The organism is Nonomuraea sp. NPDC003754, assembly GCF_053605785.1.
In genome coordinates this window covers 174,611-189,269 of sequence record NZ_JBSGJX010000012.1, presented here as the reverse complement: position 1 = coordinate 189,269, position 14,659 = coordinate 174,611, and the positions used below count along the sequence as shown (strand labels likewise).

The 14,659-nt window shown below is 71.9% G+C and carries 14 protein-coding genes and 1 pseudogene; 11 read left to right on the top strand and 4 right to left on the bottom strand.

All coding sequences use genetic code 11. The features are described from left to right. Positions 1–9: 9 nt before the first annotated feature. Positions 10–843 carry a 3-hydroxyacyl-CoA dehydrogenase family protein gene (locus ACWEVS_RS17760; RefSeq protein WP_452414226.1) on the top strand — a complete coding sequence of 278 codons (834 nt, stop codon included), beginning with the start codon at positions 10–12 and terminating at the stop codon, positions 841–843. Between the two features lie 69 nt (positions 844–912). Next, entirely contained in the window at positions 913–2,298 is a 1,386-nt protein-coding gene (locus ACWEVS_RS17755) for an alpha,alpha-trehalose-phosphate synthase (UDP-forming) (protein WP_354904514.1), read from the top strand. On the opposite strand, the gene ACWEVS_RS17750 is transcribed toward ACWEVS_RS17755, so the two are convergent. Next, positions 2,279–2,560: a DUF4235 domain-containing protein gene (locus ACWEVS_RS17750; RefSeq protein ID WP_449924475.1), complete on the bottom strand. Its 282-nt coding sequence runs from the start codon at positions 2,558–2,560 to the stop codon at positions 2,279–2,281. The two genes, ACWEVS_RS17755 and ACWEVS_RS17750, sit on opposite strands and share 20 nt — an antisense overlap. Before the next feature lie 69 nt (positions 2,561–2,629). Here ACWEVS_RS17750 and valS point away from each other — a divergent pair, with 69 nt between their 5' ends. The 6 genes from valS to ACWEVS_RS17720 all read left to right on the top strand — a co-directional run bounded on the left by valS (position 2,630) and on the right by ACWEVS_RS17720 (position 8,581). Next, complete coding sequence (gene valS, locus ACWEVS_RS17745) at positions 2,630–5,086, top strand: valine--tRNA ligase (protein WP_452552339.1); 2,457 nt, start codon at positions 2,630–2,632, stop codon at positions 5,084–5,086. 94 nt (positions 5,087–5,180) lie between these two features. After that, a complete protein-coding gene (locus tag ACWEVS_RS17740; protein WP_452552337.1) occupies positions 5,181–6,332 on the top strand; it encodes an AI-2E family transporter in 1,152 nt (383 codons plus the stop codon). Positions 6,333–6,378: 46 nt separating this feature from the next. After that, positions 6,379–6,816 carry a dUTP diphosphatase gene (dut, locus tag ACWEVS_RS17735; RefSeq protein ID WP_449924466.1) on the top strand — a complete coding sequence of 146 codons (438 nt, stop codon included), beginning with the start codon at positions 6,379–6,381 and terminating at the stop codon, positions 6,814–6,816. Between the two features lie 13 nt (positions 6,817–6,829). Then, complete coding sequence (locus ACWEVS_RS17730; RefSeq protein ID WP_449924464.1) at positions 6,830–7,489, top strand: DUF3710 domain-containing protein; 660 nt, start codon at positions 6,830–6,832, stop codon at positions 7,487–7,489. A gap of 27 nt (positions 7,490–7,516) precedes the next feature. Continuing rightward, positions 7,517–7,906, top strand: coding sequence for an OB-fold nucleic acid binding domain-containing protein (locus tag ACWEVS_RS17725; RefSeq protein WP_354904501.1), 390 nt, complete (start codon positions 7,517–7,519; stop codon positions 7,904–7,906). An 18-nt stretch (positions 7,907–7,924) separates the two neighbouring features. Then, the gene (locus tag ACWEVS_RS17720) at positions 7,925–8,581 is read left to right on the top strand and encodes a DUF3159 domain-containing protein (protein WP_449924460.1); all 657 of its coding nucleotides are present in this window, start codon (positions 7,925–7,927) and stop codon (positions 8,579–8,581) included. Between the two features lie 190 nt (positions 8,582–8,771). Here the strand turns inward: ACWEVS_RS17720 and ACWEVS_RS17715 are convergent, their stop codons facing one another. Next, complete coding sequence (locus ACWEVS_RS17715) at positions 8,772–9,134, bottom strand: DoxX family protein (RefSeq protein WP_354904496.1); 363 nt, start codon at positions 9,132–9,134, stop codon at positions 8,772–8,774. A 153-nt stretch (positions 9,135–9,287) separates the two neighbouring features. Here ACWEVS_RS17715 and ACWEVS_RS17710 point away from each other — a divergent pair, with 153 nt between their 5' ends. The 3 genes and pseudogenes from ACWEVS_RS17710 (at position 9,288) to ACWEVS_RS17700 (ending at position 13,286) form a co-directional block, all read left to right on the top strand. Continuing rightward, positions 9,288–10,175 carry a LysR family transcriptional regulator gene (locus tag ACWEVS_RS17710; protein ID WP_449924457.1) on the top strand — a complete coding sequence of 296 codons (888 nt, stop codon included), beginning with the start codon at positions 9,288–9,290 and terminating at the stop codon, positions 10,173–10,175. A 414-nt stretch (positions 10,176–10,589) separates the two neighbouring features. Next, a pseudogene (locus ACWEVS_RS17705) lies at positions 10,590–11,243 on the top strand (serine/threonine-protein kinase); the annotation flags it as partial. Between the two features lie 1,377 nt (positions 11,244–12,620). After that, the gene (locus ACWEVS_RS17700) at positions 12,621–13,286 is read left to right on the top strand and encodes a hypothetical protein (RefSeq protein WP_452552375.1); all 666 of its coding nucleotides are present in this window, start codon (positions 12,621–12,623) and stop codon (positions 13,284–13,286) included. Here ACWEVS_RS17700 and ACWEVS_RS17695 read toward each other — a convergent pair whose 3' ends face one another. Next, entirely contained in the window at positions 13,287–13,946 is a 660-nt protein-coding gene (locus tag ACWEVS_RS17695; RefSeq protein ID WP_354904480.1) for a potassium channel family protein, read from the bottom strand. Beyond that, positions 13,946–14,611, bottom strand: coding sequence for a potassium channel family protein (locus ACWEVS_RS17690; RefSeq protein WP_354904477.1), 666 nt, complete (start codon positions 14,609–14,611; stop codon positions 13,946–13,948). The genes ACWEVS_RS17695 and ACWEVS_RS17690 overlap by 1 nt, the downstream gene beginning before the upstream one ends. Positions 14,612–14,659 lie beyond the last annotated feature (48 nt).

Sequence of the window (14,659 nt, the reverse complement as noted above, 5' to 3'; positions counted from 1 at the left end):
CGGCGTGAGATGAGTGTGCGGGTCGCGGTGATCGGCGGCGGTCGCATGGGCGCCGGCATCGCCCAGGTCTTCCTCGCCACCGGCGCGCTGGTGACCGTCCAGGAGGCCGACGACCGCGCGGCAGGGGCGGCCGCCGAGCGCATCGCCAAGGGTCTGCGGACGGCCGAGTCCCGGCAGCCGGACGTGCGCGCCGCCGAGGCGCTGCGGCGGCTGTCTCTCGGCCCGGTGCCCGAGACGGCCGACCTGGTGATCGAGGCGGTGCCGGAGGACCCGAAGCTCAAGGCCGAGGTCCTGGCCGAGGCCGAGGCGCGCGTCGGGCCGCAGGCGCTGCTGGCCACCAACACCAGTTCGCTGTCCGTCAGCGAGCTGTCGGCCGCGCTGCGCGGCCCGCACCGGCTGATCGGCCTGCACTTCTTCAACCCCGTCCCGGTCCAGCGCCTGGTCGAGATCGTCGTCACCCCGCACACGCCGCCCGCGGTGCTGGCCGCGGCCCGGCGGCACGTCGAGGCGCTGGGCAAGACAGGCGTGGTGGTCAACGACTCGCCCGGCTTCGCCACCAGCCGCCTCGGCGTGCTCCTCGGCCTGGAGGCCATCCGCATGGTCGAGGAGGGCGTGGCCGGCGCCGAGGACATCGACACCGCCATGACCCTCGGCTACAACCACCCCATGGGCCCGCTCCGGCTCGGCGACCTGGTCGGCCTCGACGTACGGCTGGCCATCGCCGAGTACCTGCACGCCAGGCTCGGTGCCCGCTTCGAGCCGCCCGCCCTGCTGCGGGCGATGGTGGCCAGAGGGGAGCTGGGCCGCAAGACGGGGAAAGGATTTTACATCTGGGACAGTTGACCGATTTGTGTTTCTTTGTGCACGTCCGGGGTATGGGTCTGCGGACCCTCGACTCCCAGGAGGACATGCGTGACCGGCCGCAGCTCGTTCCTGATCGTCGCCAACCGGTTGCCGGTGGACAGGACGACGGAACCCGACGGCACGGCCTCATGGCGCCGGAGCCCCGGCGGGCTCGTCACGGCCATCGCGCCCGTCATGCAGCGCCGCCAGGGCGCCTGGCTCGGCTGGCACGGCGCGCCGGACGAGCACCTGCGGCCGTTCGAACACGAAGGCATGAGCCTGATCCCGGTCCCGCTGTCGGCCGAGGAGGTCGAGCTCTACTACGAGGGCTTCTCCAACGCCACCCTCTGGCCCCTCTACCACGACGTGGTCGCCACACCCGTCTTCGAGCGCCCCATGTGGGAGGCCTACCGGCGGGTCAACGAGCGCTTCGCCGACGCGGCCGCCGCGACCGCGGCGGAGGGGGCGGTCGTCTGGATCCAGGACTACCAGCTGCAGCTCGTGCCCGCCATGCTCCGTGAGCGCCGGCCCGACCTGCGCATCGGCTTCTTCCTGCACATCCCCTTCCCGCCGGTCGAGCTGTTCTGGCGCCTGCCGTGGCGTACCGAGCTGCTGGAGGGCCTGCTCGGCGCCGACCTGGTCGGCTTCCAGCTGCCGGGCGGCGCCTCCAACTTCATCAGGCTGTGCCGCCGCCTGCTCGGGCTGTCGTACAAGAGCAACGAGGTCTACGTCGGCGACCGCGTCGTCACCGCGCAGGCCTTCCCCATCTCGGTCGACTTCTCCGAACTCGACGTCCTGGTCCGCGAGCAGCACATCGTGCAGCGCGCCAAGGAGATCCGCGCCGAACTCGGCGACCCCGAACACGTGCTGCTTGGCGTCGACCGGCTCGACTACACCAAAGGCATCGGCCAGCGCCTGGAGGCCTTCGGCGAGCTGCTGGGCGAGGGCCAGGTCAGCCCGGGCGAGGCGGTGTTCGTCCAGATCGCCACACCGAGCAGGGAACGCGTCGAGGAGTACCGCAGGCTCCGCGACGACATCGAGCTGCAGGTGGGCAGGATCAACGGCGAGCACTCCCTGCTCGGCCACCAGCCGATCCAGTACTTCCACCAGTCGCACGACCGCGACGAGCTGGCCGCCCTCTACCTGGCGGCCGACGTGATGGTCGTGACGCCGCTGCGCGACGGGATGAACCTGGTGGCCAAGGAGTACGTCTCCTGCCACCACGACCTGCGCGGGGCGCTGGTGCTGAGCGAGTTCGCCGGCGCCGCCGACGAGCTGCGGCAGGCCTACCTGGTCAACCCCTACGACGTCGAGGGGCTCAAGCGGACGATGATGACCGCCATGCGGGCCACCCCGCACGAGGTGGCCCGGCGGATGCGCGCGCTGCGCCGGCGGGTGTCTACCTACGACGTCGACCGCTGGGCGAGCGAGTTCCTCACTGCTCTGGAGTCTTGAGCGACTTCCAGGCCAGGTAGCGCTTCTTCGCGGTCTTGTTGACCACGATCTGGGCCACCTGCATGCCCACGCCCATCACCACCGCGTAGCCGATCGCCTCGGCCATGCCGACCTCGTCGGACTCGGTGTCGACGGGCGGCTGCTTGCCGGTCACCTTCAACCAGGCGTAGCCGAGCAGCTTCTTGGCCGCCCAGGCGGTGGCAAGACCCACCAGGCCGCCGATCACCCGCCACGCCAGGTCGGGCTTCTCCTCTGTCTTCATGTGTGCAACCCTATTCGCCTTCGCCGCGTACCATTTGGAGGCATGACTCAGCGATCACGCCCTGTGCCCATGCCCGAGAAACCCACTCTCGACGGCCTGGAGCAGGTATGGGTAGAGCGCTGGGACTCCGATGGCGTCTACCGCTTCGACCGGTCGAAGACGCGGGAGCAGATCTACTCCATCGACACCCCGCCGCCGACCGTCTCCGGCTCGCTCCACGTCGGACACGTCTTCTCCTACACCCACACCGACACCATCGCCCGTTACCAGCGGATGCGCGGGCGCGAGGTCTTCTACCCCATGGGGTGGGACGATAACGGCCTGCCGACCGAGCGCAGGGTGCAGAACCACTTCGGCGTGCGCTGCGACGCCTCCGTGCCCTACGACCCCTCCTTCCGGCCGCCCGACAAGCCGGGCAAGCAGCAGATCAGCATCTCCCGGCGCAACTTCGTCGAACTGTGCGAGCGGCTCACCCTGGAGGACGAGAAGGCCTTCGAGCACCTGTGGCGGCGGCTGGGCCTGTCGGTCGACTGGAGCCTGACCTACGCCACCATCGACGGCGCCTCCCGCGCCGCCTCCCAGCGCGCCTTCCTGCGCAACCTGGCCAGGGGCGAGGCCTACCAGGCCGAGGCGCCGACGCTGTGGGACGTCACCTTCCGCACCGCCGTCGCCCAGGCCGAGCTGGAGGACAGGGAGTGGCCGGGCGCCTTCCACCGCGTCTCCTTCTACGGTGACCAGGGCCCGGTCTGGATCGAGACCACCAGGCCCGAGCTGATCCCGGCCTGCGTCGCCCTCGTCGCCCACCCCGACGACGAGCGCTACCAGCGCCTGTTCGGCACCAGCGTGCTGTCGCCGCTGTTCGGCGCCGAGGTGCCGGTCCTGGCCCACCACCTGGCCGAGCCCGACAAGGGCTCCGGCATCGCGATGATCTGCACCTTCGGCGACGTCACCGACGTCACCTGGTGGCGCGAGCTCAACCTGCCCACCAGGCCCGTCATCGGCTGGGACGGCAGGCTGCTGCCCGAGCCGCCGGACGGCGTGGAGGCCGAGCCGTACAAGGAGCTGGCGGGCAAGACCGTCCACAGCGCACGCGAGCGGATCGTCGAGATGCTGCGCGCCTCCGGCGACCTCGCCGGCGAGCCCCGCCCCGTCAGCCGCCCGGTGAAGTTCTACGAGAAGGGCGACAAGCCCCTCGAGATCGTCACCACCCGCCAGTGGTACATCCGCAACGGCGGGCGCGACGCCGAGCTGCGCGAGCGGCTGCTGGCCAGGGGCGCCGAGCTGGTCTGGCACCCGCCGCACATGCGGGTGCGCTACGACAACTGGGTCAAGGGCCTGGCGGGCGACTGGCTGATCTCCCGCCAGCGTTTCTTCGGCGTGCCGTTCCCCGTCTGGTACGAGGTCGACACCGGGGCGCTGATCCTGCCGGCCGAGGACACGCTGCCCGTCGACCCCTCCTCCGACGTGCCGCCCGGCTACACCGAGGACCAGCGCGGCGTGCCGGGCGGGTTCGTCGGCGACACCGACGTCATGGACACCTGGGCCACCTCGTCGCTGTCGCCGGAGATCGTCGGCGGCTGGGAGCAGGACCCCGACCTGTTCGCGCGGGTCTTCCCGATGGACCTGCGGCCCCAGGCCCACGAGATCATCCGCACCTGGCTGTTCTCCACGGTGGTCCGCGCCCACCAGGAGTTCGACTCGCTGCCGTTCAGGAACGTGGCGATCTCGGGCTGGATCCTCGATCCCGACCGCAAGAAGATGTCGAAGTCCAAGGGCAACGCCACCACGCCCATGGCGATGCTGGAGGAGTACGGCTCCGACGCCGTCCGCTACTGGGCGGCGGGCGGCCGTCCCGGCACCGACACCGCCTTCGACACCGGCCAGATGAAGATCGGCCGCCGGCTGGCGATCAAGATCCTCAACGCGTCGAAGTTCGTGCTCGGCTTCCCCGAGGGAGACCGGGTCACCGAGCCGCTCGACCTGTCGATGCTGGCCGCGCTGGCGCAGACGGTGCGTGAGGCCACCGACGCCTTCGAGGGCTACGACTACGCGCGGGCCCTGGAGGTGGCCGAGCGCTTCTTCTGGTCCTTCTGCGACGACTACCTCGAGCTGGTCAAGGCCCGCGCCTACGACGGCGACGCGGCGGCCTCCTCCGCGCACGCCGCGCTCAGGCAGGCGCTCGACGTGCAGCTGCGGCTGTTCGCGCCGTTCCTGCCGTTCGTCACCGAAGAGGTGTGGTCGTGGTGGCGTGACGGGTCGGTCCACCGCGCCTCGTGGCCCGTGGCCGAGCCAGGCCAGGGCGACCCCGCGCTGCTGGCGGAGGTGTCGGAGGTGCTGCGGCAGGTCCGCAAGGCCAAGTCCGAGGCCAAGGTGTCGATGCGCGCCGAGATCGCCAGGCTCACCGTCGGCACGCCGCAGGCCGGGCTGGTCCGCCAGGGCGCCGACGACCTGTGCGGCTCCGGCAACGTCGACGAGTTCGTGCTGGAGCCGGCCGAGGAGCTGACCGTCTCCGTCGAACTGGCGTGATTTGCGGGGGTACGGCCCGCGCCGTACCCCCGTATCTTTCGTCGACGGCGATAACCGCGCGCGTTCGGGCCGGTGACATGCCAGTCTTGAACATGTGTTCTCCGACCGCCCAACCCAGCTGGTACCTCCCGTCGTGGCCAAGATGGCCGCCTGGAGTGCGTGCCTGATCGTCGTCGGCGTGGTCGTCTACGTCTTCGCCTCGATAGTGGCCAGGCTCAGCTTCGTGGCCCTGCCGGTGGCGATCGCGCTGTTGCTGACCGCGCTGCTCTTTCCGCTGACCAGCAGGCTGACCCGTGCGGGTCTGCGGCCCATCTACGCCACCTGGATCACGCTGCTGATCGCGCTCGCCGTCCTGGTCGGCGCGGGCTGGCTCATCGGGGCCAGAGCCAGCGACGAGTTCCCGACCGTGGTCGACCAGGTGCAGAAATCGATCAACGAGCTGCGCGACTGGCTGGTGACCGGACCCATCCACCTCGACACCAAGCAGCTCGACGACTGGGTCCAGACCATCACCAACCAGCTGAAGACCTCGCAGGCCGCCCTCACCAACACCGTGCTGACCGCGGGGCAGGTCGCCATCGAGGTGCTCGCCTCGATCGTGCTCATGCTGTTCGTGACCTTCTTCCTGCTCAAGGACGGCGACCGGATCTGGTCGTGGTTCCTCAAGGGCTTCGGCGGGATGTCCTCGCGCGTCGACCGGGCGGGCCGGGCCGCGTGGACCACCGTCTCCCACTACGTGCAGGGCACGGTGGCCGTCGCCGCCGTCCACGGCCTGCTCATGGGCATCGTGCTGGCCGGGCTCGGCGTGCCGCTGTGGGCGCCGCTGGCCATCCTCATCTTCCTGGCCAGCTTCATCCCCATCATCGGCATCTTCATCGCCGGCACGGTGGCCACGCTGGTCACGCTCGGCACCACCAGCCCGCTCAAGGCGCTGATCTTCCTGGCGGTGCTCATCGTCGAGCAACAGCTGGAAAACCACGTGCTGCAGCCGCTCATCGTGGGGCGGGCGCTCAACTTCCACCCTCTGGCGATCATCATCGTGCTGGCCGTGGGCGGCATCCTCGGCGGCATCGCGGGGGCGGCCGTGGCCGTACCCGTCGCGGCGGTCATCTACCGGGCGCTCCCCGAGCTCCGGCACGAGACCCCCGCGCTGCCACCGGCGGAGAAGCCGCCGCCCCCGACGACGGAGACGCCACCATCGCCGCAGCCGCCCGCGGAGAAGGAATCCGAGCAGTCCAAGGGGTAGTCTCATGCCTCATGACGCGTACGTTGGGGTGTAGCGAGGAGACCGCATGACCGTAGAGGTGCTCATTCACCGCCTCGACCCCGACCTGCCGGCGCCGAGCTACGCCCACCCGGGCGACGCGGGGGCGGATCTGGTGGCCGCGGCGGACGTCGAGCTGCTGCCGGGCGAGCGGGCACTGGTCGGCACCGGCGTGGCGATCGCGCTGCCCGACGGCTACGCCGCCTTCGTGCACCCACGGTCCGGTCTGGCCGCCAGGCACGGCGTCACGCTCGTCAACGCGCCGGGCACCGTCGACGCCGGCTACCGGGGCGAGATCAAGGTGACGCTTCTCAACACCGACACCAAGGAGCCGGTCCGGCTGCGCCGCGGCGACCGCATCGCCCAGCTGGTCGTCCAGCGGGTCGAGCGGGCCACCTTCTACGAGGTCGAGCGGCTGCCCGGCTCCGTGCGCGGGAACAACGGCTTCGGTTCCACGGGCAGATAGGGAGTGATCGACAGTGTTCCGACGTCGCAGGCGTGAGCAGCCCGAGCAGGCTGCCGCCGAGGCGGCCGTCCAGCAGCCGCAGGACATACGCGAATCGGGCCCGTGGGACGCCGACGAGCCGCACCCCGAGGCCGACCGCGTCGATCTCGGCGGCATGCGCGTCAACATCGGCTCTGGCTTCGACGTGCAGATCGCGGTGGCCGGCGACCAGCCGATCGGCGTGGTGGTCATCCAGGGCGACAGCGCCCTGCAACTGCACGCCTTCGCCGCGCCCAAGCGGGGAGGGCTGTGGGAGGAGGTCAGGACCAAGCTGGCCGCCAGCGTGAAGGAGGCGGGCGGCACGGTCGAGACGACCGAGGGCCCGTTCGGCCCCGAGCTCGTCGGCACCATCCCCGCCGAAGGCGGCGCCCAGCCGGTCCGCTACGTGGGCATCGACGGCCCGCGCTGGTTCCTGCGCGCGGTGATCAACGGCAAGGCCGCCGTCGACGCCGCCGCGGCCGGGCCGTTCGAGGCCGTCATCCGCGACGTCGTCGTGGTCCGCGGCGAGGAGCCCATGGCTCCCGAAGAGCCCATCCTGCTGCGCATTCCCGGCGACCGGCACGCCGCGCCTGGCGCCCCGGAAGCCGGTCTCGACCCGTTCACGAGAGGGCCGGAAATCACCGAGACCCGTTGAGCGCCGCATCGCATAAGCTGGGTCATCATGACTAGTACGGCAGAGCCCTCCAAACGCGGGGGATTGCGCGGATTCTTCAGCAGACTGGCCTCCACGCAGGCCGAGCTGGAGGCCGAGGAGCTGCGGGAAGACGCCGACCAGGCGGGCGCCACGCCGATCGTCTCCTGCGGAGGCAGGCGGCGCTTCTGCGTAGCGGGTACGCTACGAACGGTGACGTTGCGGCCCCGGGGCGGCGCCCCCGCGCTGGAGGCCGAGCTCTACGACGGCTCCGACGTGATCGACCTGGTGTGGCTGGGCCGACGCAAGATCGCGGGCATCGAGCCGGGCCGCGCCGTCAAAGCCGAGGGCCTGGTCAGCATGCAAGACGGGCGCAAGGTGATGTTCAACCCGCGCTACGAACTGCGCCCAGGCGCCTGACAGGGAGCTAGCGAACACGTGACAGAGCAGGCTACGGCACACCAGACCGTTGAGGCGGCCATCAGGGCGCAGCTGTCGAAGGCGCTCGGGGGCATCCGCGGCATCGTGGAGGCCGCGGTGCCGACCATCGCCTTCACCGTGTCGTGGCTGGTGACCGGGCAGCTCAACAAGTCGCTCATCATCAGCGCGTCCATCGCGGGCGTGCTGCTGGTGGCGCGCCTCGCGCAGCGCTCCACGCCACAGTTCGTGATCAACAGCCTGATCGGCATCGGCATCGGCTGGTTCTTCGCCTCCCGCACCGGTGACGCGCGCGACGTCTACCTGCCGGGCATCCTGTACAACGCCGGATACGCCGCGGCCATGCTGATCTCCATCCTGGCCCGGTGGCCGGTCGTCGGCTTCATCATCGGCTCGGTCACCGGCGATCCCACCGGGTGGCACAAGGAGCCGAGCGTCGTGAAGCTGTGCACCAGGCTGACGTGGCTGCTCATGCTGCCGTGCGTGGTGCGGGTGGCGGTGCAACTGCCGATCTACCTGTTCGGCGGCGGCGACGAGGCGATCGCCGCGCTGGGCATCGCCAAGGTGCTGATGGGCTGGCCGCTGCAGGTCGCGAGCCTGGCCGCGATGGCCTGGATCCTCAGCCGCGGCCGCACCCCCATCGCCGCCGCGGTCTGAGAGCTTCGCCGTACGGCGGGCACAGAAGAGGCCACCGGGGTCACCGGTGGCCTTTCGTCATTTCCGACGCCCTGAGAACCCGCCGTCACGGCTGTCCGGCGCTCTGAGAGCCCGCGGTCACGTCTGTCCGGCGCTCTGAGAGCCTGCGGTCACGTCGTTATCGCCGGCGGGCCGGTGGGCGAACCCCTGGTCAGGCGGTGGCGCCCGACGCGGTGGACAGGACGAGTGACGCGACGGCCAGCGCGAGGAAACCGCCGGGGAAGGCGATGTTGTGGAACACCCGCGTGCGCACGTGGAGGGCGACGGCGCCGACGAAGAACAGGACGAGTCCGATCGCGGCGGCGATCCCGATGAACGGAACACCCAGGAGCCCGAGCAGGAGCCCGGCGGCGCCGGCGGCTTTCAGGGCGGCCAGCAGCGGGATCCACGAGTGCGAGATGCCCAGCTCAGCCGAGTTGGCCAGGACGAACCGGGCCCGAGCGAAGTCGGCGGAAGCGGCCCCGGCGTTCACCACGATCGTGACGAGGGTGACCAGGACATAGGCGATGGACATGCGGAGGGCCTCCGTTCGGCCGGGATGCGGCAAGTGTCGGCGAGGTCGGGTGGCCGAGGTGTCTCCACCACCGTGGACCGTCGCGGCCACCTGCACCAAGCCTCGTCGAGCGCCGGCTTGAACGTCCAATACCTGCATCTATAACCTGACGGCATGGATGTCGACACCCGGTTGCTGCGGTACTTCGTCGCCGTGGCGGAGGACGGCAGCCTCACCCGGGCCGCGGAACGGCTGTTCGTGTCGCAACCGGCGCTGACCAAGCAGATCAGGCAGCTCGAATCGCAGCTCGGCGTACGGCTGTTCACCCGTTCCCGAGCCGGCATGGCTCTCACCGAACCGGGCCAGGCCCTGGCGGAGCAGGTCCCCGCCCTGCTGGACGACTGGGACCGGGTGCTGCGGGAGACCAGGCGCGTGGCCGGCCGGGCGGCCCGCGTGCTGCGGGTCGGCTTCCTGGCCAGCGCCGCCAACGAGGCCACCCAGGACATCATCGCGGCCTTCGCCCGGCGCCGGCCGGGCTGGCGGGTCGACATGCGCCAGGCGGCATGGTCGGACCCGGCGGCCGGACTCGCCGACGGAGAGGTCGACGTCGCCCTGCTGCGCCTGCCCTTTCCCGGCCAGGACGCCCTGCGCGTCGAGGTGCTGTTCACCGAGCCCCGCTGGGTCGCGCTGCCCTCGGCGCACCCGCTCGCCACACGGGAACTGATCCCCTTCCGGGACCTGTGGGACGAGCCGTTCGTGGCGGCCCCGCCCGAACCCGGCCCCTGGCGGGACTACTGGCTGGCTGTCGACGAGCGTGACGGCCATCCGGTCCGCATCGGCGCCGTCACCGACCAGCCGGACGACTGGCTCAGCGCGATCGCCAACGGGTACGGCATCGCCCTGGCCCCCGAATCGGCCGCCCGGTTCTACGCGCGACCCGGCGTCACCTACCGGCCGGTCAGCGGTGTCGGCCCCAGCGAGGTCGGCGTCGCCTGGGCCCCGGCCGACGACGCCAACCCGATCGTCCAGGACTTCGTCGGCTGCTGTCTGGCCAGCCGGTGAGCCGGGGGCGTCGGCTCCGGCCCTGCTGATCTGATCGTTCAGAGGTCGTCGGCTGCTGCCTGGTCGGCCGGGGGCATCGGCTCCGGCCACGACGTTGCCGGTCTGATCGTTCAGGAGGTCGTCCGCTCCTCCGGGACGGCCGGTCGCCGGGTTGTCGGCGGGCCGGGCCGGTGTGGTGGGGCGTCGGCTGACGGTGCGGGCCTTGCCGGTCAGGATGTGGGCGCTGCCGTCCGGACAGCCTGCCATTCCGGTTCCGGTCCGAGCCCAGGGTTCGAGAACGGGGCATCTCATGCGAGTGTTGACGTAACGGGATGAGAACGGCGACAGGGGTGGAAGCGGAGCGTGGGTGAGCCCTCCGGGATACGGCTGGTCGGCGGCAGGTACCTGCTGTCCGACGAACTGGGGCGTGGCGGGATGGGCGTCGTGTGGCGAGCCCACGACCAGGTGCTCGACCGGCCCGTGGCGCTCAAGCAGGTGCTGGTCCCCGGCTGGATGGCCGACAAGGACAGGGAGCGCGCGTTCGCCCGTGTGCTGCGCGAGGCCAGGGCGGCGGCGCGGCTGCGCAACCCCTATGTGATCACCATCCACGACGTGGTCATGGACGAGGGCCATCCGTGGATCGTCATGGAACTGCTCGCCGCCTCCTCCCTGGCCCAGGCGGTGGCGCGGACCGGCCCGCTGCCGGAGCCAGTCGCCGCCGACATCGGCGTCAAGGTCCTGGACGCCCTGCGCACCGCCCACACCGCGGGAATCACCCACCGGGACGTCAAACCGGCCAACGTCCTCCTGCTCGACGACGGGGGAGTGGTGCTGACCGACTTCGGCATCGCGCACGTCGCCGACTCCCCGACGCTCACCGCGACCGGCATGCTCATGGGGTCGCCCGCGTACATGGCGCCCGAACGGCTCGAAGGCGCGCCCGCCACCGAGGCGAGCGACCTGTGGGCGCTGGGCGCGACGCTGTACACGGCGGTGGAGGGCGTCCCGCCGTACCCGATGGACAGCCCCGTCGCGATCATGGCCGCCATCCTCATGCGGGAGCCGCGGCCGATGCGGCGCGCCGACCGGCTGGAGGGGGTCGTGCTGGGGCTCATGCGCAAGGATCCCGCCGAGCGGCTCTCACACGAGCCGGCCGCCGCGGCCCTGCGCCGGGTGGCGGCGCGACCGCCGGGGGAGGAGGGGCGCCGGCGGCGGGGCTCGCGGGCGCTGGCGGCGCTGGTCCGGGACCCGGACGCCGCCGGTCCTCATCCCGACGCCCCGACCACCCCCGGCCCCACCGCCTCACGCCCCGCCGCCCCGGACTCCGCCGCCGCGGACTCCGCTGCCTCGGGTACGCCCGTTCCGGGTTCCGCCGCCCCACGCCCCGCCGCCGCGGACTCCGCCGCCGCGGACTCCGCTGCCTCGGGTACGCCCGTTCCGGGTTCCGCCACCCCACGCCTCGACTCTGCCGCCGCGGACTCCGCTGCCTCGGGTACGCCCGTTCCGGGTTCCGCCGCGTCGAGCTCTACCGGCTCGGGCACGGTCGTCCCCGGTCCCACCGCGTCGGGTTCCACCGCGTCGGGTTCCACTGCGTCGGGTCCCGCCGCCCCGACCGGGTCCACGGGCTCGGCGGGGGGCGGCGGCTCCGCCGGGCCCGTGGGGTCAGCGGATGACGACAGCCCGAGCAGGCCCTCGGGTCCTGCCCCGCCCGCCGCTCCCGCCGACCCCGTCGGGCCGGTCAGGTCTGCTGGTCCTTCTGGTCCTGAGGACCCTGCCGGTCCCGCTGGCTCGGCCGATGCTTCTGGGCCTGCAGGACCCGCGAGGCCTTCGGGTTCTGCGGGACCTGCCGAAGGCGGCACGTCTTCGGGGACTGCCGGTCTCGTTGGGTCTACGGGCCCGGCCGGATCCGGGTCTGACGGGTCTCTCGGGTCCGCCGGTGATGCCAGGTCTTCCGAGGCTGCCGGGGCTGCCGGCCCTGGTGGGGTTGCCGATGGCGGTCAGTCTTCCGGTGCCGGGGCGGGGGCGGCTGATGCCTCGCCGGACGAAGCGACCGGTGGTCCCGCCGGGGTGGCAGGTCGAGGCAGGTCGGTTGAGTCCGGTGAAGCCGCCGGGTCGGGTCGCTCTGCCGGGTCGGGTTGCTCCGCGGGGTCGGGTCGCCCCGGAGGGTCGGATCACGTCGCGGGGCCCGGTGGCTCTGCCGCGTCCGACCTCTCCGCCGGGTCGGATCGCTCCGCCGGGTCGGATCGCTCCGCCGGGTCGGATCGCTCCGTCGGGTCGGATCGCTCCGTCGGGTCGGATCGCTCCGCCAGGCCGGATCGCCCCGCGGGGCCCGGTCGCCCCGCCAGGCCGGATCGGTCCGGAGGGTCGGGTCACGCCGCGGGGCTCGGTGGCTCCGCCGGGTCGGATCGCTCCGCCGGGTCAGGAGCGGGGGCGGCCGGTCGTGAGGCGAGCGCTGGTTCGGCCGAGGTGCCGCAGGAGCGTGACCAGGGCGTGGGCGGCGCGCCGCGGGACGGCGCCCCCGTACGGGCGGGCCGGCGGGTGGGACGGCAGGCGGGCTGGCGGGCGGGACGGCGGGTGGCGGCGGGGCTCAGGGTCGTGGCGATGATCGCGGCCACCGCCGGGACGGCCGCCTACGCGCTGTCCTGGACGGCCGCGTCCTTCGCCGGGCCGCCCTGGACGGCGATGTCCTTCGCCGGGCCGGCCACCGCGCTGCTGGTGCTGTTCGCCGCCTTCGCGCTGCTGGCAGCCGTGCTGCCCGGATCGCTGCTGCCCGGCGGCGCCACGGCGGCGACCGTGACCAGGGCGCTGCCGTTCGTCGCGTTCGCCGGATACCTGGGCGGCTACCAGAGCGGCGGCGGATCGGCGGTGACCATGGCCATGGTCTACGCGCTGATGTGCGCGTGGACGGCCGTGACGGCGGCCCGCACCTGGCCGCGGTCGAGACCCGCGGCGGTCGTGGCGGCCGCCGCGGTGGTCTGCTTCGCGGTCCTGGCGGTGACGCGGCTCTGGACCGACCTAGCCTCGCCGGCCGGTCCTGCGGCGCCGATCCACCCGGTGACGGACGAGGTCACGCTCGCCGCCTGGCTGGCGGCCACCCTGTGGGGGTGGTGGGCGGCCCGCCGTACCGGCTAGCTAGTGGGGGGACAGGAGCTGGGCCAGCTCCTCCTCGACCTCCTGGCTGGCGACGAACATCAGCTCGTCACCGGCCTCCAGCGGGTCGTCGGCGGAGGGCACCAGCACGCGTCCCTCGCGCAGGATCGCCACCAGCGCCGAGTCGACCGGCCACGGCACCGAGCCGGCGCGCTGGCCCACGACGGGCGCGTCCTCGGGCAGGGTCAGCTCGACCAGGTTGGCCTGCCCCTGGCGGAAGGTCATCAGGCGGACCAGGTCGCCGACGCTGACCGCCTCCTCGACCAGGGCCGACAGCAGGCGCGGGGTGGAGACCGCGACGTCGACGCCCCACGACTCGTTGAACAGCCACTCGTTGTTGGGGTGGTTGATGCGGGCGACCACGCGTGGCACGCCGTACTCGGTCTTGGCCAGCAGGGAGACCACCAGGTTGACCTTGTCGTCGCCGCTTGCGGCCACCACGACATGGCAGTTGTTGAGCCCGGCCTCGTCGAGGGAGGAGATCTCGCACGCGTCGGCGAGCAGCCATTCGGCGCGCGGCACCGCGTCGATCTTGATCGCCTTGGGGTCGCTGTCGATCAGCAGGACCTCGTGACCGTTCTCCAGGAGCTCGGCGGCGATGGAACGGCCGACCGCGCCGGCGCCGGCGATCGCGATGCGCATCAGTGCTCCCCTTCCGGTGCGGCGGCCAGCACCTTGTTGATCCGGTCCATGTCGTTCTCGGCGGCGATCACGTGCAGGACGTCGCCTTCCTGCACCACCGTGTCGTGCCGGGTGACCAGCGCCTCGCCCATCCGGTTGACGAAGGCGACCCTGATGCCGGCGACGTCCTCCAGCGTGGTGACCTTGGTGCCGATCCACGCGGGGTTGGTGGCGACCTCGGCCAGCACGACCGTGCCCGTGGGGTCGCGCCACAGCGGCTCGGCGCCCTCGGGCAGGATGCGCCGCAGGATCTGGTCGGCGGTCCACCGGACGGTGGCCACCGTGGGGATGCCGAGCCGCTGGTAGACCTCGGCTCGCCGGGAGTCGTAGATGCGCGCCACGACGTTGTCGACGCCGAACGTCTCCCGCGCCACCCGGGCGGAGATGATGTTGGAGTTGTCGCCGCTGCTGACGGCCACGTAGGCGGCCGCCGACTCGATGCCCGCCTCCTGAAGCACGTCGCGGTCGAATCCGATGCCGGTGACCCGGCGGCCCCTGAACCCGGCCCTCAGTCGCCTGAACGCCTGCGGGTCACGATCAATGATCGCGACCGAATGGCCGTTGTCCTCCAGGATGTGGGCGATGGTCGACCCGACCCGCCCGCATCCCATGATCACGATATGCATGTGCTCCCCACGGGTTGCCTTCTCCTCAGTATGGCGCGCGGGGGGAGC